The following is a 15,501-nucleotide window of genomic DNA, read 5'->3' on the forward strand; positions in this document are numbered from 1 at the left end:
CTCGAAACCCGGAGAGTTTTGATGAGAACAACGACGATCATCTTGGCGGGCGCGACGGCCCTCGGAATCTTTGCAACCGCGGCTTCGGCTCAACAAAACATGACGGGAACCATCACCAAGATCGACCGGCTGAATAGCACCATCTCGATCCAGCAAACGCAGAGCGGCACGGTCGGCGCAGGCAGCGGCGCAATACAGGAATTCAAGGTGACTGACACCAACAAGCTTGAACCCTTCCACGCTGGCGACAAGGTGAACTTCTCCGCCTCCGAAGGCGGCAGCACCAAGACCATCACCGACCTGAAGAAGCAGTAGTGTCATCACACTGAACCTCGGCCCTCGCGGCCGAGGTTCAGCTTCGCCTGAGTGAAGTAGTCGCAGGAGTTATTTCTCTTCACCCGTCCGCGGCTCCGGCTTGGCTTCGACGAGTGGTAGGCCTGCGCGCTCCCATCCATCGGATCCCAGGGGATACCAGGCGATGTTGGAATAGCCGTAAGTTTGCGCGCGCCTGGCTGCATTCCACGACATCCAGCAATTTTCCTGGCAATAGATCACGAGCAGCGCCGCCTTGTTGCCATCCGAGGCGCGCTCAAGGCCGTGGCGAAGATAGTCTTCGGTGACGTCAGCGAGTTTTCCGTAGCCGGTGTCGGGCAGCCAGATGCTGCCGGGGATGTTGTGCCGCGGCTTGTCACGCCACACCGTGCCTTCCGGCAGGTTGGCGGGCTTAGGCGGACGCGGCAGCACGTCGACGAAAGCGCCGGTCTTGTGACGCCAGATCGCCTCCGCTTCCGCGGTGGAGAGCACGCGTGCACCGGCAAGCGTCGCGGGCACCGGCGCGCGATAATTCTCCGTGCGGTAGTCTTGCGGCTCGGCGACCTGCTGCTGCGCGTGGGCCGCGACGACGAGCGACGCGGCGGCAACGACCAGGCTCGTGAGCCACCGCCTCATGGCGATTTCGCCGCCGTGTCCGGGCCGATCGGCCGATCGTTCTCGTCCAGGAGCGGCACGCCGTAGTCGAGCAGGATCTTGTTGATCTCGCCCTGGTTCTCCTGGATCAGGCGGTTGAGCTGGCGTTTCCAGTTCTGGTCAGCCGGGCGCACGCCCATGCCGATCCGATAGATAAGCTTTGGGCCCGTCGTCTCCTTCACCAGCGGCGTAACGTGCAGCGGCGGATTAGCCTCCTTGGCATAGAAGCCGGCCATAGGCCCCCACAACACGCCCGCGTCGATCTCGCCCTTGGCGAGATCTTTCATCATCGCCTCCGCGGAAGAGTCGATGCGCGTATCGATCATCAATGGATAGGGTTTTGCAGTCGCCATCAGGCCGGCCGCGGCCATATTGGTGCCGGGCGGCGTGCCGGCGACGATGCCGATATGCTTGCCCTTCAGCCGCTCGTCCTCGAGCGTGGTCACATCGTCGAGGCCGCTGCCTTGCTTCGTCACCAGTGCATAGGCGGTGCGATAATAGGGATTGGTGCCCTGGGCCAGCTCGTCGCCCTGCGGGAAGCCCATGATGACGTCGCAGCGATGCGAGCCGAGCGTCATCCGCACGAAGCCGGTCGCCTGCGGAAAATAGGTGAACTCAAGCTTCTTCTGCAGTTTCTGAGCAAACAGCTCGGCGAGCTTGTTCTCAAAGCCTTCGCCCTTCTCGTTGGAGAACGGCAAGTTCCGCGGGTCGGCACAGACGCGCAGAACCTTGGGATCGATCAATTCGATCGAGAGATCGCCGCTTTCATTGGTCTGCGCGCAAGCGGCACCATGCCCGATTGCCATCGTGGCTATCGCAAGCAGCGCCGGCAACAAGCGGCGATATTGTCCGGCACCCGCCATCGCGCTTCCTCCTCTTTCTTGTTTGGGGCTAACCATAGATTGCCCGGCGCGTCACGGCGTGCAACAGATTCGTGATGATCTCGCCGGCGTGCTGCAGCGCAAACAGGCGTGACGTGAGTGCGAAACGGCCGATGTCGCTTCGCGCACGAACTTGGGCGGAAACATGGCTCGCATCGTCTCGCTGATCGCGCTTGTCGCTGCACTCTGCCTATCGACCCTAGCGCGGGCGCAGGAGCAAGAATTGCCTGTGAGCGAAGTCGCGCCGGGAATATTCGTGCATAACGGCGAGATCGCCCTGATGACCGGCGAGAACGAAGGCGCCATCGCCAATGTCGGATTCGTCATCGGCGACAGCGCCGTTGCCGTGATCGACACCGGCGGCAGCGTCCGCGAGGGACGGCGACTGTTGGCCGCCATCCGCGCCCGCACCGACGAGCCGGTCCGCTATGTCATCAACACCCACGCCCATCCCGATCATGCCTTCGGCAACGCGGCGTTTGCGGGGGATGGAACCGTTTTCGTCGGCCACAGGAAGCTTCCCGACGCGCTGACCGCGCGCGGCCCATTCTATCTCGAGGCCTTCCGCCGGACGATGGGCGCGAAACTGATGGACGACGTGCGCATCGTGCCGCCCACGACGCTCGTCGATGGCAGCCTCGCGCTCGATCTCGGTGGACGATCGCTTACACTAAGGGCATGGCCGACCGCGCATAGCGATAATGACCTCACCGTGTTCGATGAGAAGACCCGGACCTTGTTCGCCGGCGACCTCGTATTCGTCACCCATATCCCTGTTGTCGACGGCAGCATCAAAGGCTGGCTCGCCATCCTCGGCGAACTTGCCGCCCTGCCCGCTCAGCGTGTAGTTCCCGGTCACGGGCCCGTGAGCGAATGGCCGGCAGCCCTGGCCGATGAGCGCCACTATCTCGAGACGCTGGCCGCCGACGTGCGTGCGCTGATCGCGAAGGGCAAGCCGATCACCGCTGCTGCCGAAACTGCCGCGGCATCGGAGCGGCCGCGCTGGAAACTGTTCGACGACTACAACGCCCGGAACGCAACTGCAGCATTTTCGCAATTGGAGTGGGAATAGGTTTGGCGAGGCCATATAGTAGAGGCGTTGCTTCCATCCTCGCCGCGGGGAGAACGACTATGTCCGGAGCACCTTTCCGTCTCGTCTATATCGCCGGCCTCCTGGGCATCATCGCATTTGGCGCGCGCCTTGCGCCCGCGGTGAGCGCGGAGGCCCATGATCCCTGGCCCGGCCTGGTCCAGGACATCTTCAACAATCGCCCGATGAGCGACGGCAGCAACGTGATCGCGCTCGAGATGCCGGCTCGTGCGGAGGATGCTGCCATCGTGCCGGTGACGCTGCGCAGCAAGCTCGCGCCCGACGACACCCGCCGCGTGCGGACGATCACCCTCGTCATCGACCAGAACCCGGCGCCGATGGCGGCCAAGTTCGCGCTTGGGCCGGACGCCAACGTCACGGAAATCTCGACCCGCGTGCGCATCAACAACTACACCGACGTCCATGCCGTAGCCGAACTCACCGACGGCAAGCTCTATGTGGTGAAGACTTACGTGAAGGCGTCCGGCGGCTGCGCTGCGCCCGCACTCAAGAACGCTGAGGAGGCCAAGGCCAGGCTCGGCCAGATCCGATATCGGCAGCTTTCGAAAGCTGGTGAAGGCTCCACAAGCGGAGCCCGGGAGGCGCAGGTCATGATCGGCCATCCCAACAATTCCGGCCTGCAGATGGACCAGGTGACGCAGCTCTATATTCCCGCCTTCTATGTCGACCGGCTGCAGCTCTGGCAGGACGACAGCCTGGTGCTGAAGATGGAAGGCGGAATCTCGATCTCCGAGGACCCCAATATCCGCTTCACCTATGTCTCGAATGGCGCCAAGCGTTTCCGCGCCGAGGCCAAGGACACCGACGGCCACGTATTCGAGCACGAATGGAAGATCGATTCGGATAGTTGAAGGGTTTCAGAAGCACCTGACTTCTGCTTCGGCCTGGGCGCGGCGGAGATCGTTGAGGGCATTGGCCGCCTGTTCGGACGTGCGGAAGGGCGAGCCCATATCGCCCCTCACCTGGGACAGGCTGAGCACCGTCTCAGCGGTGACATAGCGGTCATAGGGAATCAGCGATGCGACCACGTCGATCGAGCACGAGCATTGCTCGATGGCGTGCCGTGTCTCGCCATTCGCCTTCAGGCAGCCGAACACGTATTCCGCGCGGGCGGCGGTCGGATAATCGTTGACCTCCTCGCCGCGCGCGATCGCCGCGGTTGCCGCGAATACGATCAAAGCGGCGACAATAGGTCGTACCGGTCCCGCAATCGTCATGACGATCCTCTCGCTTTCAATGGCGCAAGCTATGCTATGACTACGCGATAGAAAAGAACACGTTCGAGGAAACGGCTCAACAAAATGAGTGCCATCATTCGCACGCTGGCGGCTGCCGCGGTTCTTGCGGTAACGCCGTTCGCCGCCTGCTTTGGCGCAGACACGATCCGCGTTGCAGTGCAGAAAACCGGCACCTTTGCCTGGGAACTGGCGGTGATCCGCGCGCATGGCCTCGACAAGAAGGCCAATCTTGCGATCGAGGCCACCGAGCTCGCAAGCCCGGAGGCGGGCAAGATCGCGCTCCGCGCCGGCAATGCCGACGTCATGGTCTCCGATTGGCTGTGGGTGTCTCGCGAGCGGACGCTCGGCGCCAAGCTCGCCTTCTATCCCTATTCGAGCGCGCTGGGCGCAGTGATGGTGCCGACCTCCTCGCCGATCCGTTCGCTCACCGATCTCCGGGGGCGCAAGCTTGCCGTTGCCGGCGGACCGATCGACAAGAGTTGGCTGCTGCTGCAGGCGTCGCTGAAGCAGGACGGTCTCGACCTGAAGTCGGCGGCGACCATCGTCTATGGCGCGCCACCGCTGCTTGCGGCCAAGGCCGTGGGCGGTGAGGTCGATGCCGTCGTCAACTACTGGAATTTCTGCGCCGCGCTGGAAGCCAAGGGCTTTCGCCGCGTCGCCGGCATTGAGGATATCCTGCCGAAACTCGGCGCCAAGGGTCGCATCGCGATGGTCGGCTATGTCTTCGACGAAGGCTGGGCCAACGCGAACCGGGATGCGGTCGAGCGTTTCATCACGATGACCCGTGCTGCCAAGGAGATCCTCACGAAGTCCGACGACGAATGGGAGAAGATCGCGCGCCTGACCGGTGCCCCGGACGCCGCAACGCTGCACGCCTATCGCGACCGCTATCGCGAAGGCATTCCGCGCCGCCCGATCGCGGACGAAGAGGCCGACGCACGGGTGCTCTACCGGGTGCTCGCCAAGATCGGCGGCGGCGAGCTGGTGGGATCGGCAACCGAGCTTGACCCCGGCACGTTCTATCACGCGATTCCGGGAGATTGAGCCGTGGTGCGCCTTCTCTCCTTCCTCCTGTTCCTTGCGACGTGGTGGCTCGCAGCGCTCCTGACCGGTGACGTGAAGCTGCCGGCGCCGCCGGCGGTGCTGGCGGTGATCCTAAGAGAAGCGGCATCCGGCGCGCTGTTCATCAATCTCGGCGTTACGCTCGCGCGAGTCGCCCTGTCCTTTACGCTCGCAATGGCGCTGGGCGCCGCCATCGGCTACCTGATGGGCCGGGTCAAGCTCGCCGACAGGATCGGCGATCCCTGGCTGATCCTGCTGCTCAATCTGCCCGCACTTGTCGTCATCGTGCTCGCCTATATCTGGGCGGGGCTCACCGAGGTCGCCGCGATTGCGGCGATCGCCGTCAACAAGCTTCCGACCGCGGTCGTTACGCTGCGCGAGGGCGCGCGGGCGCTCGACCGCTCGCTGGACGAGATGGCAAGCGTGTTCGCGATCCCGCGCGGAAGAGCGTTCCGGCACGTGATCCTGCCGCAGCTTGGGCCCTATATCGCGGCTGCCGCGCGATCGGGGCTCTCGCTGGTCTGGAAGATCGTGCTGGTTGCGGAATATCTCGGACGTCCGAACGGCGTCGGCTTCGAGATCGGCGTCGCCTTTCAGTTGTTCGATATTCCGCTGCTGCTCGCCTATTCGCTGACCTTTGCCGCGGTCGTACTGGTGATCGAGACGGTGCTGGTGCAGCCATTCGAACTTCGCGCATCCCGGTGGCGGCCCCGTGCAGCTTGAGGTCGACATCACCGGTAAGCATTTCGAGAGTGCGGCGGGCGAGCGGCACGACGTGCTCGCGGGCGTCAAGTTCTCGCTTCACGGCGGCGAAGTCGGCGTGTTCGTCGGCCCCTCCGGCTGCGGCAAGAGCACAATGCTGAAGATCCTGGCCGGCCTCGACCACGACTATCAGGGAAAGGTCTCGCGTCCAACAGCGGCGCGGCTCGGGATGGTGTTTCAGGAGCCGCGGCTTTTGCCGTGGCGGTCGGTCGAGGACAATATCCGGCTCGCTGCGCCACATATTGACGAGAAACGGCTCTCGGAACTGTTCGCCATCCTGGAACTGACGCAGCATCGCAGCCATTTCCCCGGCGAGCTCTCGCTTGGCCTCGCGCGCCGCGTCGCGCTTGCGCGAGCCTTCGCGATCGAGCCGGATTTCCTCATTCTCGACGAGCCACTGGCTTCACTCGACGATGCGCTCGCCGCTCACCTGCGCGAGCAGATCGCAACGCTGGTGGAAAGCCGCTCGATGATGACGCTGCTGGTCACGCATAATCTCGACGATGCCGTTTATCTTGGCGACCGGCTGTTCCTGCTGTCGGCGCGGCCGGCCAGGATTCTGCAGGAAGTGCCGATCCCGACACCGCGCGCGCGACGGAGCGCTGCCGAGATCAACCACATCAAGGCCGACCTGGTGCGGCGGCGGCTTGCAAAGATATGAGACGTGGTCTTCATATTGAGAAAATTATATCGAGAAAAGATTGGGAGCTCACGATGCCGCGCCGATTGATTGCTGTCGCCCTCCTGCTGCTCGCACTGCCCAGCGAACTCAGCGCGCAGACCAAAGGTAAAGGCATCAGGCTCTGGAATCTCACGACGTCGACCATCTCCGGCTTCCAACTTTCGCCGGTCGGTAAGAACGATTGGGGTCCCAATCAGACCCTGAATGACAAGGACAAGGAGGTCGACCACGACGAGCGGCTGCGCCTCGTTGGCGTCGAGCCCGGACGCTACGACGCCAAGGTGAGTTATGCCGGCGCCAGGCAGTGCTTCGTCCGCGACATCGAGATCAAGGCCGACGCGGTGTTCTCGATCTCTGACAAGGATCTGAAGGACTGCAACAAATAGGCTCAGCCCGCGATCGGAGCCGCCGTCTTTTCCGCTCGATCATTGCTGTGCGGATATTCGCAGCGCCATTTGACCGCGGTCCACTTCGGATGCTCGCCGATCCATTGCGCAATGTAGGGCGGAGCCGCCATCGCACATTGCCGCAGCGAACCGTTGAAGGAGAACACCAGATGGGTCTCCTCGCAGGTGGCGGGCGACAGCACGGCACAGACGGTCACGATGAGATCGATCGGATTCATGCCTCAAATCCCTGGTGCTTCGGTGAAGTAACGCACAGCAAGCTACGTGGGCGGCGAGGCCAGGTTTCGCCTCACCGTGAAAGCCGGAACCACTGCGGGAGGTTCCTAGAAATTCATGCCAAACACAAGCCGCGCCTGATGGCGCTCGAAATTGACCAGATCGAGCGCCGCAGCCGATCCGGCAGGACGCCCCCAGGCCTGCACGCTCCAGGCCGCGGTCAGCCGCGAACGTTCCGAGAGCTGGAGATAGGCGACCGGACCGATGAACAAGGCCTGCCCCTCGAACTCGTTCAGCCCGATCCCGTCATAATGGCGGAGATAGCGCGCCTCGCCGCCAACGAAAACGCCGGGCCTGATCTGCGCCATCAGCCCGACGGCCGCGCCAACCGTCGCCTCCTGTTGCGCAGCGCGCGAGGCAAGAAAACGCGTCCATTCCGGCTGATAGATGAAATTGAGTGCCGCGATCAGGAAGTTCGGTACCAACTCGCGATCGAAGGCCAACCTCAATTCAGTGCCGAAATTGCGGATGCGATCGGCTGTGGTCTCGTCGATCCGGTCGGAGTGGCTTTCCACTGCGAGGGTCAGGCCGAACGGCGCCGTCTCGCGGTCGAGAAATCGGTAACGGACATCCAAAGAAAGACCTTGCCAGGTCAATTGACGCCGATCTTCAAAGCCGGGAATGCCGTAGATCTGGTGCGCCACAAAGGCGCCGCCGAGCTCGATGCGGATGTCGCGGGCCGGCACGAATTCGAGTTCGAACTCCTGGGCGACGGCACGATAGCTGCCACCATTCCTGGAAAAGCTTCCCGTGGTCTCGGTCTGGAATTCGCGCTCGCCGACATGCCCGACGTCGGTGCCGATCAGGAAGCCGAACAGATGCTCAGTATCGATTTCATCGGCACGCGCGCCGACGGCAGCAAGCAGTGCGAAAAAGCACACGGCAGCCGCCCGGAGCATCGTTGCGCGAAAAGACATTCTCGTCCCGAGAGCGAATCGAAAGCGTCAGCAGCGCTGACAAGAACATTCCTATCACAACGTCCAGTCGAGCGGCAGCGATTGGAAGCTTGATTGCAAGGACCATTTCGGCTGCAATGCAAGACCCGGGAAGGGCCGGCGGAAGAACAATCGCTTCAGGGAGAATAAACCGAATGGCACGAGTTCTGGTACTTTATAAAATGCCGAAAAACGCCGAGGCCTTCGACAAGTATTACGCATCGGTGCACATTCCGCTGGCCAAGAAGATCCCGGGACTGAAGAAATACGACATCAGCACGGCTCCGCTCAGGACGCCAGCGGGCGAGAGCAACGTCCACCTTGCGGCAACGCTGTATTTCGACTCGCTCGACGCGCTGAAGGCAGGCATGGGATCGGCGGAAGGAAAGGCGGCAGGCGCGGATCTCGCCAACTTTGCCGATGGCGGCGCCGATCTCTACATTTTCGATACGAAGGAAGTTTAAGGGCGTCTCACACAGAGGCCCAACAAATGTGAGCCTGACGAATTCGCCTGCCGCGGCTTGCGCAGATAGCGCTGCGCGAGCCGGGCAGGCGCTTGACGCTTACTTGCGTGATGCGCAGGCGTACATGTTGATTTCCATGCCGACCTGCACTTCGACGATCTTCGGAGTCTTCCAGCTCATTCGATCCTCCCAAATGGCTTGGCGCGAGGTTCACGCCAAGGTCGAACCTATGGCCAGCTCGCGCGTGGCGCAAGTGGACAAGATCGACCAGCGAGCGCATCTGTGCCGCAGTTGTGCGCCGATAGTTCCCTCCTGGACAAACAAGTTCCCTCTTGGGCAAAGCCTGTCACGTTGGGCACACACTCGCACGCGAGTGCTTCAACGATCGATCGCACGACACAGCGTGAGGCGTGACGCCGTTCAAGAGCAACGCGCTCAGCAATCGTTGTCTTTGTTCGCCATCTGGCCTTCGGACTTCTTTCCTTCGGCTTGCTGTGCTGCCGTGGGCTCGCCCTGCATCTGCCGCTGCACATCCTGCGAGGACGTGGCGACATCTCCGGTAGCCCTATTCATCGTGCTGGTCGGCGGATGCTCCTTGTCGCTCGCCATGCCCGTTGTGGTCTGGCTGCTGGTCGATGCCGGGCCAGAACCCGCATCCTTATTGGCGCTTTGGCCTTGGGTATTGCAGGGACCTGCCAGCGCGGCGCCGGCGCTCAGCACCAGGATGGAGCAACCCGCAAAGATGGTGCGTCTTGTGCTCATGTCTCGTCTCCTTCTCGAATCGGCGCGTGCCCCTGCACGCCGGGATCACGGAAGAACCGAAGCACGCGTCCCAGGTTCCGGGTGGCGAGGTGAAATCCGATGCTGTTCACTGCCGCCGTTCACGCCGCATCAGTTGCAAGCGCTTTTCGAGGCCTCGCATGAGAACGTCATCCCGCCTCTTACTCGTTCCATTCATCATGATCGCTGTTGCGTCGCCAGCCGCCGCCGAGGAACGGCCTCAGCCTGGGCGGACGCAGATGCCGGCGACGCTGACCGGCAAGGAACGGCTCGGCAAGAAATGGATGGACGAGCAGCGGATCGATAATTGCAACGTTCCGCCCGACAAGCGCGGCTCCAGGCCGCGGCCCGCAGCCTGCTCGCACGGGCCTGCCAGCTAGAGGGCATGGTCCGGAAAAGTGGAAACCGGTTTTCCGAAAAGACCATGCTCAAACAAAGACCCTGTCATCCTATCGCAATAGCCGCAGGAGGGCGCGACCGGCGGGCGACTGCAGTTCCTTGGCGTCAAGCGTTCCATCCTTGTCCGGATTGGCCGCGTTGAAGCGCTGCTCCACGACCGCAAGATATTCATCCTGCGTCAGCGTTCCGTCGTGGTCAGGATCGGCAGCCGCCAGTTCCTTGGCGCTGAGGCGGCCGCGCAATTCTCGCGCATCGAGCGTGCCGTCATGATCCCGGTCCAGTCTGGTAAACAGCGCCGATGCCGCCTTCTTCACCTCGGCCAGATCGAGGGTGCCATCATTGTCGGTGTCGAATGCCTTGATCGGGTCGGCGCGTTTGGGCGCGGCCAGAGCGGGCGCCGTAAGCAGCGCAGCAGCCGATATCAAGATAACAAGACCACGCAATTTCATCTCTCATCTCCCTTGGCAGAACCTGCACGGCAAGGGCGGCAGAGAAGCTTGCGTAGATAGCGGAGCGCACGCCAGCCGCCCACGGCGCGCTTTACGATCTAGTCCGAGGTTGCGGAAAATTCCGCGGAGCCGACCTGCTGCTGCCGGTGGACGGCTGACGGCACGATGCCGAAATACTTCCGGAACACGCGGCTGAAATGCGAGGAGCTGGAAAAGCCCCAGGAGAATGCGACGTCGGTGATGGTCTTGCCGGGCTGCGCTTCCAGCTCCTCACGGCAATGCTGCAGCCGCGCGCGCCAGATATAGTCGCTCACGGTCATGCCGCGCTCGCTGAACAGCATGTGGAGATAGCGCTTGGTGCAGCCTAGCGCGGTCGAGATCTGGTCGATGCAGAGATCCGGATCGCGCAGGTGTTCGCGGATGAAGAACTGGGCTCGGATATAGGTCGCCTCCGCACCGCCATGGTTGAACGTCGTCTCGGCTTCACGCAGCGGCAACAGCAACAGATCGATCAACGAATCGGCGACGCCCATCGCATTGTAGGGAGACAGCCGGCTCGCCTCGGAAAAGGCCGCATGCACGAAATCGTAGGCGATGCGGCCGGTGCCGCTGCGGGCGGAGAGCTTGCAGGCCGGCATCCGTGCCGAACGGAAACCACGTTCCTGCAACAGCGCCTTCGGCACGATCACGACCTCATGCCGCGTCAGCGACGGGCTGATGATGGTGTGCGGGCTGGAAACGTCATAGGCGAGGCAATCGCCGGGAACGAGCTCGAAATGGCGGCCATCCTGCTCGAAATAGGAGGTGCCATGGGTCTGGAACAGGATCTTGATGTAGGGATGATCGCTCAGTTTCGAGCGCGCATTCACATGCGCGATACGGTGCTGACTCACCTCGATCTGGCACAGTTTCAGCCGCGAGACTGTGGTGTAGTTGACCCGTGCCTCGAGCGAGGAGGCGTCCATCGGATCGACATCAAACCGGCCGCATAGATCGGTCAGTGCGTCTGTCCAACATTGAACCTGCTTCTTTGGCGTCAATCCGGAGGTAGTGAGCGAACGGACGGTATCGGGCATATCCAGCCACCGATTCGAGATGAAAGCGTGACTGCTCGCCGCAAGAGGCTTTGGTCACCGTGAAGTACCGTTACCTCAATCTTAATGCGGTCTTTGATCCCTGAGCAGCGTTCCTCCTGACAACCTTGAGGTTTAATCCTCGACTTTACTTCAAGTGCCGTCAAGGAAAATCAGTCTCCTACGCCCGCGACCGGGGCCACGCCCGTGCGCCACCGCGCTGCACCGCAAGCAAAAAAGTTCTTCGAGTTTCACTTCTGAGCAAGCCGCCCTTCTCTCTTGGGCAAGTCGCGCGTCGACGAAGGGGATAGGAGGAGGAACCAAAAAAATGGGCCGTTTCGATTGAAAGCGGAAGGTCATCATTGGGAGGAAATCACTATGCGCAAGGTGCTAATCGCGACCTCTATCGGCGCCGTGGCGGCGCTCGGCGGAGGTGCTGCCAGTGCCAACGAAGAACTCAGCAAAATGACGCAGAACCCGAAGGACTGGGTTATGCCGGCGGGTGACTACGCCAATACGCGCTACTCAAAGCTGAATCAGATCAACGCCTCGAACGTCGGAAAGTTGCAGGTCGCCTGGACATTTTCGACCGGCGTGCTGCGTGGCCATGAGGGCGGGCCGCTGATCATCGGCAACATGATGTACGTGCATACGCCCTTCCCGAACAAGGTCTATGCTCTTGACCTGTCGCAGGACAACAAGATTGTCTGGAGGTACGAGCCGAAGCAGGATCCGAACGTAATCCCGGTGATGTGCTGCGACACGGTGAATCGTGGCGTGGCCTATGGCGACGGCAAGATCTTCCTGCACCAGGCCGACACCTCGCTGGTGGCACTCGACGCCAAGACCGGCAAGGTGGAGTGGACGGCCAAGAACGGCGATCCTGGCAAGGGCGAGACCGGCACATCCGCGCCGCTGGTCGTGAAGGACAAGGTGCTGGTCGGCATCTCCGGCGGTGAGTTCGGCGTGCAATGCCACGTGACCGCCTACGACACGAAGAGCGGCAAGCAGGTCTGGCGCGCCTATTCCGAAGGGCCAGACGACCAGATCAAGATCGATCCCGAGAAGACCACCGCTCTCGGCAAGCCGGTCGGCAAGGACTCGAGCCTCAAGACCTGGCAGGGCGACCAGTGGAAGACCGGCGGCGGCTGCACCTGGGGCTGGTTGTCGTATGACCCGACGCTCGACCTCGTCTATTACGGTTCGGGCAATCCCTCGACCTGGAACCCGAAGCAGCGTCCGGGCGACAACAAGTGGTCGATGACCATCTTCGCGCGCAGTCCGGATAACGGCATGGCCAAGTGGGTCTATCAGATGACGCCCCATGACGAATGGGACTATGACGGCGTCAACGAGATGATCCTGACCGACCAGCCCTTCAACGGCCAGGAGCGCAAGCTGCTGACGCATTTCGATCGTAACGGCTTGGCCTATACGCTCGATCGCACCAACGGCGAACTGCTCGTCGCCGAGAAGTATGACCCGAAGGTCAACTGGACCAGCGGCGTCGACATGAACAAGAGCTCGCCGACCTACGGCCGGCCGAAGGTCCTCGACCAATATTCGACGGACAAGCAGGGCGAAGATGTCAACGTCAAGGGCATCTGCCCGGCTGCGCTCGGCAGCAAGGACGAGCAGCCGGCAGCCTACTCGCCGGAGACGCAACTGTTCTACGTGCCGACCAACCACGTCTGCATGGACTATGAACCGTTCAAGGTGAGCTACACCGCGGGCCAGCCCTATGTCGGCGCGACGCTCTCGATGTACCCGCCTCCCGGCGAAACCCACATGGGCAACTTCATCGCCTGGGACAACAAGACCGGAAAGATCGTCTGGTCGAACAAGGAGCAGTTCTCGGTCTGGTCAGGCGCGCTTGCGACCGCCGGCGGCGTGGTGTTCTACGGCACGCTCGAAGGCTATCTCAAGGCAGTTGATGCCAAGACCGGCAAGGAGCTCTACAAGTTCAAGACTCCCTCCGGCATCATCGGCAACGTCACGACCTATGAGCAGGGCGGCAAGCAGTATGTGGCCATACTCTCGGGTGTCGGCGGCTGGGCGGGCATCGGCCTTGCTGCAGGGCTGACCGATCCGACTGCCGGTCTCGGCGCAGTCGGCGGCTATGCGGCGCTGAGCAACTATACCGCCCTCGGCGGAACGCTCACCGTGTTCTCCCTCCCGCAGTGAGCCGAACGTCGTTCCGGCGCGTGGACCATCCACGCGCCGGTTTTGCCTGTATCTGATCTCGAGGACATGCTCTTGCGTAAAAGCTGGTTTGTGGTTGCGGCGATGATCATCGCCGTATCTGGAGGATTCGCCTTTGCCGACGATGCGGTCGATCCGACCGCCGTCAAGGAAGAGAACGGCAAATATCTGGATAAGGAAGGTAACCCGACCTACAAGGTCGCAGCCGACGGGACGGTGGATTGGTACACCTACTCCGGATATCGGCGGTATCATTCCGAATGCCATGTCTGCCATGGCCCGGACGGCATGGGTTCGACCTATGCACCGGCATTGGCGAGTTCGCTGAAGACCATGAGTTACGCCGATTTCCTCGGCGTCGTCGCCAGCGGCCGCAAGAACGTCAGTACCGCACAGGAGAATGTCATGCCGGCGTTCGGTGACAATCCAAACGTCGCCTGCTACATGGACGACCTCTATGTCTACCTGCGCGCCCGCGCCAATGACGCGGTGGGGCGCGTACGCCCCGCAAAGCATGAAGAGAAGCCCGCCGCCTATAAGCAGGCGGAAGATTCCTGCATGGGCAAGAATTGAAGCTGCGGAGCGCGGGCGACAACACGCTTTACGGAGAGATCAACATGAAGACACGCGCTGCCGTCGCATTCGAAGCCAAGAAGCCGCTTGAGATCGTCGAGCTCGACCTGGAAGGCCCGAAGGCCGGTGAAGTCCTGGTCGAGATCAAGGCGACCGGTATCTGTCATACCGACGCCTACACGCTTGACGGCTTCGACAGTGAGGGAATCTTCCCTTCCATCCTCGGCCATGAGGGCGCCGGCATCGTCCGCGAGGTCGGTGCAGGCGTGACCTCGGTGAAGCCGGGCGATCACGTGATCCCGCTCTACACGCCCGAATGCAGGCAGTGCAAAAGCTGCCTGAGCCAGAAGACCAACCTCTGCACCGCGATCCGCGCCACTCAGGGCAAGGGCGTGATGCCGGATGGCACCTCGCGCTTCAGCTACAAGGGCCAGACCATCTACCACTACATGGGTTGCTCGACCTTCTCGAACTACACGGTGCTGCCGGAGATCGCGGTGGCGAAGATCCGCGAGGACGCTCCGTTCGACAAGAGCTGCTATGTCGGCTGCGGCGTGACCACCGGCGTCGGCGCCGTGGTCAACACCGCCAAGGTCACGCCAGGCTCCAACGTCGTGGTGTTCGGCCTCGGCGGTATCGGGCTCAACGTGATCCAGGGCGCCAAGATGGTCGGCGCGGACAAGATCATCGGCGTTGACATCAACGACTCCAAGGAAGATTGGGGCCGCCGCTTCGGCATGACGCATTTCGTCAATCCGACGAAAGTCGGCGGCGATATCGTCCAGCACCTGGTCGGCCTCACCGATGGCGGCGCCGATTACACCTTCGACTGCACCGGCAACACCAATGTGATGCGCCAGGCGCTGGAAGCCTGCCACCGCGGCTGGGGCGTCTCCGTGATCATCGGCGTTGCGGAATCCGGCAAGGAGATCGCGACCCGGCCGTTCCAACTCGTCACCGGACGGGTCTGGAAGGGCACGGCCTTCGGCGGCGCGCGCGGCCGCACCGACACGCCGAAGATCGTCGACTGGTACATGAACGGAAAGATCCAGATCGATCCGATGATCACCCACGTGCTCAAGCTCGAGGACATCAACAAGGGATTCGACTTGATGCACGAGGGCAAGTCGATCCGTTCGGTCGTCGTCTACTAGGGCGTGATCCGAATCGGAGTGCCAGGTCGGCGGAAGCGGACCCGGCTCCCCGGAAGGGTCATGCTCCAGCAAAAGGTGGAACGGGAT

21 protein-coding genes are annotated in these 15,501 nt (G+C 62.2%); 12 read left to right on the plus strand and 9 right to left on the minus strand.

Annotated elements, in window-relative coordinates; translation table 11 throughout:
- The first annotated feature begins 21 nt into the window (after positions 1 to 21).
- Positions 22 to 315 (plus strand): copper-binding protein, encoded by a 294-nt coding sequence (locus tag AC5ZGW_RS12335; RefSeq protein WP_028162629.1) that lies wholly within the window; start codon positions 22 to 24, stop codon positions 313 to 315.
- A 69-nt stretch (positions 316 to 384) separates the two neighbouring features.
- Here AC5ZGW_RS12335 and AC5ZGW_RS12340 read toward each other — a convergent pair whose 3' ends face one another.
- Positions 385 to 948, minus strand: a complete 564-nt coding sequence (locus AC5ZGW_RS12340) for a PQQ-dependent catabolism-associated CXXCW motif protein (protein WP_130229621.1) — start codon at positions 946 to 948, stop codon at positions 385 to 387.
- Positions 945 to 1,829 (minus strand): substrate-binding domain-containing protein, encoded by an 885-nt coding sequence (locus tag AC5ZGW_RS12345; RefSeq protein ID WP_130229622.1) that lies wholly within the window; start codon positions 1,827 to 1,829, stop codon positions 945 to 947. The genes AC5ZGW_RS12340 and AC5ZGW_RS12345 overlap by 4 nt, the downstream gene beginning before the upstream one ends.
- A gap of 163 nt (positions 1,830 to 1,992) precedes the next feature.
- Between AC5ZGW_RS12345 and AC5ZGW_RS12350 the strand changes: the two genes are divergently transcribed.
- Both AC5ZGW_RS12350 and AC5ZGW_RS12355 read left to right on the plus strand, forming a co-directional pair.
- Complete coding sequence (locus AC5ZGW_RS12350; protein WP_130229623.1) at positions 1,993 to 2,919, plus strand: quinoprotein relay system zinc metallohydrolase 2; 927 nt, start codon at positions 1,993 to 1,995, stop codon at positions 2,917 to 2,919.
- Between the two features lie 59 nt (positions 2,920 to 2,978).
- Positions 2,979 to 3,809 (plus strand): quinoprotein dehydrogenase-associated SoxYZ-like carrier, encoded by an 831-nt coding sequence (locus AC5ZGW_RS12355; RefSeq protein ID WP_463326928.1) that lies wholly within the window; start codon positions 2,979 to 2,981, stop codon positions 3,807 to 3,809.
- Between the two features lie 6 nt (positions 3,810 to 3,815).
- Here AC5ZGW_RS12355 and AC5ZGW_RS12360 read toward each other — a convergent pair whose 3' ends face one another.
- Positions 3,816 to 4,175: a hypothetical protein gene (locus AC5ZGW_RS12360; protein ID WP_028162634.1), complete on the minus strand. Its 360-nt coding sequence runs from the start codon at positions 4,173 to 4,175 to the stop codon at positions 3,816 to 3,818.
- 84 nt (positions 4,176 to 4,259) lie between these two features.
- On the opposite strand from AC5ZGW_RS12360, the gene AC5ZGW_RS12365 reads away from it, so the two are divergent.
- Genes AC5ZGW_RS12365 through AC5ZGW_RS12380 form a run of 4 tightly spaced genes read left to right on the plus strand, consistent with a single transcriptional unit; the run spans position 4,260 to position 7,088 of the window.
- Entirely contained in the window at positions 4,260 to 5,240 is a 981-nt protein-coding gene (locus AC5ZGW_RS12365) for an ABC transporter substrate-binding protein (RefSeq protein ID WP_130225913.1), read from the plus strand.
- 3 nt (positions 5,241 to 5,243) lie between these two features.
- The gene (locus tag AC5ZGW_RS12370; RefSeq protein WP_028162636.1) at positions 5,244 to 5,981 is read left to right on the plus strand and encodes an ABC transporter permease; all 738 of its coding nucleotides are present in this window, start codon (positions 5,244 to 5,246) and stop codon (positions 5,979 to 5,981) included.
- The gene (locus AC5ZGW_RS12375) at positions 5,971 to 6,681 is read left to right on the plus strand and encodes an ABC transporter ATP-binding protein (protein WP_130225912.1); all 711 of its coding nucleotides are present in this window, start codon (positions 5,971 to 5,973) and stop codon (positions 6,679 to 6,681) included. The genes AC5ZGW_RS12370 and AC5ZGW_RS12375 overlap by 11 nt, the downstream gene beginning before the upstream one ends.
- Before the next feature lie 53 nt (positions 6,682 to 6,734).
- Positions 6,735 to 7,088 carry a hypothetical protein gene (locus AC5ZGW_RS12380; RefSeq protein ID WP_130225911.1) on the plus strand — a complete coding sequence of 118 codons (354 nt, stop codon included), beginning with the start codon at positions 6,735 to 6,737 and terminating at the stop codon, positions 7,086 to 7,088.
- Between the two features lie 2 nt (positions 7,089 to 7,090).
- Here AC5ZGW_RS12380 and AC5ZGW_RS12385 read toward each other — a convergent pair whose 3' ends face one another.
- Positions 7,091 to 7,327, minus strand: a complete 237-nt coding sequence (locus AC5ZGW_RS12385) for a hypothetical protein (protein WP_130225910.1) — start codon at positions 7,325 to 7,327, stop codon at positions 7,091 to 7,093.
- Between the two features lie 105 nt (positions 7,328 to 7,432).
- The gene (locus tag AC5ZGW_RS12390; RefSeq protein ID WP_245474708.1) at positions 7,433 to 8,266 is read right to left on the minus strand and encodes a DUF6662 family protein; all 834 of its coding nucleotides are present in this window, start codon (positions 8,264 to 8,266) and stop codon (positions 7,433 to 7,435) included.
- Positions 8,267 to 8,475: 209 nt separating this feature from the next.
- Between AC5ZGW_RS12390 and AC5ZGW_RS12395 the strand changes: the two genes are divergently transcribed.
- A complete protein-coding gene (locus AC5ZGW_RS12395; RefSeq protein ID WP_130225909.1) occupies positions 8,476 to 8,784 on the plus strand; it encodes an EthD family reductase in 309 nt (102 codons plus the stop codon).
- Between the two features lie 99 nt (positions 8,785 to 8,883).
- On the opposite strand, the gene pqqA is transcribed toward AC5ZGW_RS12395, so the two are convergent.
- Together pqqA and AC5ZGW_RS12405 are read right to left on the minus strand one after the other, a co-directional pair.
- Positions 8,884 to 8,964, minus strand: a complete 81-nt coding sequence (pqqA, locus tag AC5ZGW_RS12400) for a pyrroloquinoline quinone precursor peptide PqqA (protein ID WP_035689484.1) — start codon at positions 8,962 to 8,964, stop codon at positions 8,884 to 8,886.
- A 255-nt stretch (positions 8,965 to 9,219) separates the two neighbouring features.
- Positions 9,220 to 9,546, minus strand: a complete 327-nt coding sequence (locus tag AC5ZGW_RS12405) for a hypothetical protein (protein ID WP_028162642.1) — start codon at positions 9,544 to 9,546, stop codon at positions 9,220 to 9,222.
- 158 nt (positions 9,547 to 9,704) lie between these two features.
- Between AC5ZGW_RS12405 and AC5ZGW_RS12410 the strand changes: the two genes are divergently transcribed.
- On the plus strand, positions 9,705 to 9,944 hold the full coding sequence (locus AC5ZGW_RS12410; RefSeq protein WP_130225908.1) for a hypothetical protein: 240 nt from the start codon (positions 9,705 to 9,707) through the stop codon (positions 9,942 to 9,944).
- Between the two features lie 69 nt (positions 9,945 to 10,013).
- On the opposite strand, the gene lanM is transcribed toward AC5ZGW_RS12410, so the two are convergent.
- The gene (lanM, locus tag AC5ZGW_RS12415; protein WP_130225907.1) at positions 10,014 to 10,412 is read right to left on the minus strand and encodes a lanmodulin LanM; all 399 of its coding nucleotides are present in this window, start codon (positions 10,410 to 10,412) and stop codon (positions 10,014 to 10,016) included.
- A gap of 98 nt (positions 10,413 to 10,510) precedes the next feature.
- Positions 10,511 to 11,488, minus strand: a complete 978-nt coding sequence (locus tag AC5ZGW_RS12420; protein ID WP_130225906.1) for a helix-turn-helix domain-containing protein — start codon at positions 11,486 to 11,488, stop codon at positions 10,511 to 10,513.
- Positions 11,489 to 11,863: 375 nt separating this feature from the next.
- Between AC5ZGW_RS12420 and xoxF5 the strand changes: the two genes are divergently transcribed.
- The 3 genes from xoxF5 to AC5ZGW_RS12435 all read left to right on the plus strand — a co-directional run bounded on the left by xoxF5 (position 11,864) and on the right by AC5ZGW_RS12435 (position 15,414).
- On the plus strand, positions 11,864 to 13,669 hold the full coding sequence (xoxF5, locus tag AC5ZGW_RS12425; protein ID WP_130225905.1) for a lanthanide-dependent methanol dehydrogenase XoxF5: 1,806 nt from the start codon (positions 11,864 to 11,866) through the stop codon (positions 13,667 to 13,669).
- Between the two features lie 102 nt (positions 13,670 to 13,771).
- Positions 13,772 to 14,260, plus strand: coding sequence for a c-type cytochrome, methanol metabolism-related (locus tag AC5ZGW_RS12430; RefSeq protein ID WP_130225916.1), 489 nt, complete (start codon positions 13,772 to 13,774; stop codon positions 14,258 to 14,260).
- Positions 14,261 to 14,304: 44 nt separating this feature from the next.
- A complete protein-coding gene (locus tag AC5ZGW_RS12435) occupies positions 14,305 to 15,414 on the plus strand; it encodes an S-(hydroxymethyl)glutathione dehydrogenase/class III alcohol dehydrogenase (RefSeq protein ID WP_028162648.1) in 1,110 nt (369 codons plus the stop codon).
- Positions 15,415 to 15,501: the final 87 nt, after the last annotated feature.

The sequence above is a fragment of the Bradyrhizobium sp. Crot121 genome (genome assembly GCF_059512385.1).

What these genes read in the sequence shown, in the direction of transcription:
- lanM (WP_130225907.1), bottom strand. Translation starts at nt 10,412, where the DNA reads ATGAAATTGCGTGGTCTTGTTATCTTGATATCGGCTGCTGCGCTGCTT.
- AC5ZGW_RS12385 (WP_130225910.1), bottom strand. Translation starts at nt 7,327, where the DNA reads ATGAATCCGATCGATCTCATCGTGACCGTCTGTGCCGTGCTGTCGCCC.
- AC5ZGW_RS12395 (WP_130225909.1), top strand. Translation starts at nt 8,476, where the DNA reads ATGGCACGAGTTCTGGTACTTTATAAAATGCCGAAAAACGCCGAGGCC.
- AC5ZGW_RS12360 (WP_028162634.1), bottom strand. Translation starts at nt 4,175, where the DNA reads ATGACGATTGCGGGACCGGTACGACCTATTGTCGCCGCTTTGATCGTA.
- xoxF5 (WP_130225905.1), top strand. Translation starts at nt 11,864, where the DNA reads ATGCGCAAGGTGCTAATCGCGACCTCTATCGGCGCCGTGGCGGCGCTC.
- AC5ZGW_RS12345 (WP_130229622.1), bottom strand. Translation starts at nt 1,829, where the DNA reads ATGGCGGGTGCCGGACAATATCGCCGCTTGTTGCCGGCGCTGCTTGCG.
- AC5ZGW_RS12350 (WP_130229623.1), top strand. Translation starts at nt 1,993, where the DNA reads ATGGCTCGCATCGTCTCGCTGATCGCGCTTGTCGCTGCACTCTGCCTA.
- AC5ZGW_RS12340 (WP_130229621.1), bottom strand. Translation starts at nt 948, where the DNA reads ATGAGGCGGTGGCTCACGAGCCTGGTCGTTGCCGCCGCGTCGCTCGTC.
- AC5ZGW_RS12405 (WP_028162642.1), bottom strand. Translation starts at nt 9,546, where the DNA reads ATGAGCACAAGACGCACCATCTTTGCGGGTTGCTCCATCCTGGTGCTG.
- AC5ZGW_RS12430 (WP_130225916.1), top strand. Translation starts at nt 13,772, where the DNA reads ATGATCATCGCCGTATCTGGAGGATTCGCCTTTGCCGACGATGCGGTC.
- pqqA (WP_035689484.1), bottom strand. Translation starts at nt 8,964, where the DNA reads ATGAGCTGGAAGACTCCGAAGATCGTCGAAGTGCAGGTCGGCATGGAA.
- AC5ZGW_RS12365 (WP_130225913.1), top strand. Translation starts at nt 4,260, where the DNA reads ATGAGTGCCATCATTCGCACGCTGGCGGCTGCCGCGGTTCTTGCGGTA.
- AC5ZGW_RS12420 (WP_130225906.1), bottom strand. Translation starts at nt 11,488, where the DNA reads ATGCCCGATACCGTCCGTTCGCTCACTACCTCCGGATTGACGCCAAAG.
- AC5ZGW_RS12335 (WP_028162629.1), top strand. Translation starts at nt 22, where the DNA reads ATGAGAACAACGACGATCATCTTGGCGGGCGCGACGGCCCTCGGAATC.
- AC5ZGW_RS12355 (WP_463326928.1), top strand. Translation starts at nt 2,979, where the DNA reads ATGTCCGGAGCACCTTTCCGTCTCGTCTATATCGCCGGCCTCCTGGGC.
- AC5ZGW_RS12435 (WP_028162648.1), top strand. Translation starts at nt 14,305, where the DNA reads ATGAAGACACGCGCTGCCGTCGCATTCGAAGCCAAGAAGCCGCTTGAG.
- AC5ZGW_RS12410 (WP_130225908.1), top strand. Translation starts at nt 9,705, where the DNA reads ATGAGAACGTCATCCCGCCTCTTACTCGTTCCATTCATCATGATCGCT.
- AC5ZGW_RS12380 (WP_130225911.1), top strand. Translation starts at nt 6,735, where the DNA reads ATGCCGCGCCGATTGATTGCTGTCGCCCTCCTGCTGCTCGCACTGCCC.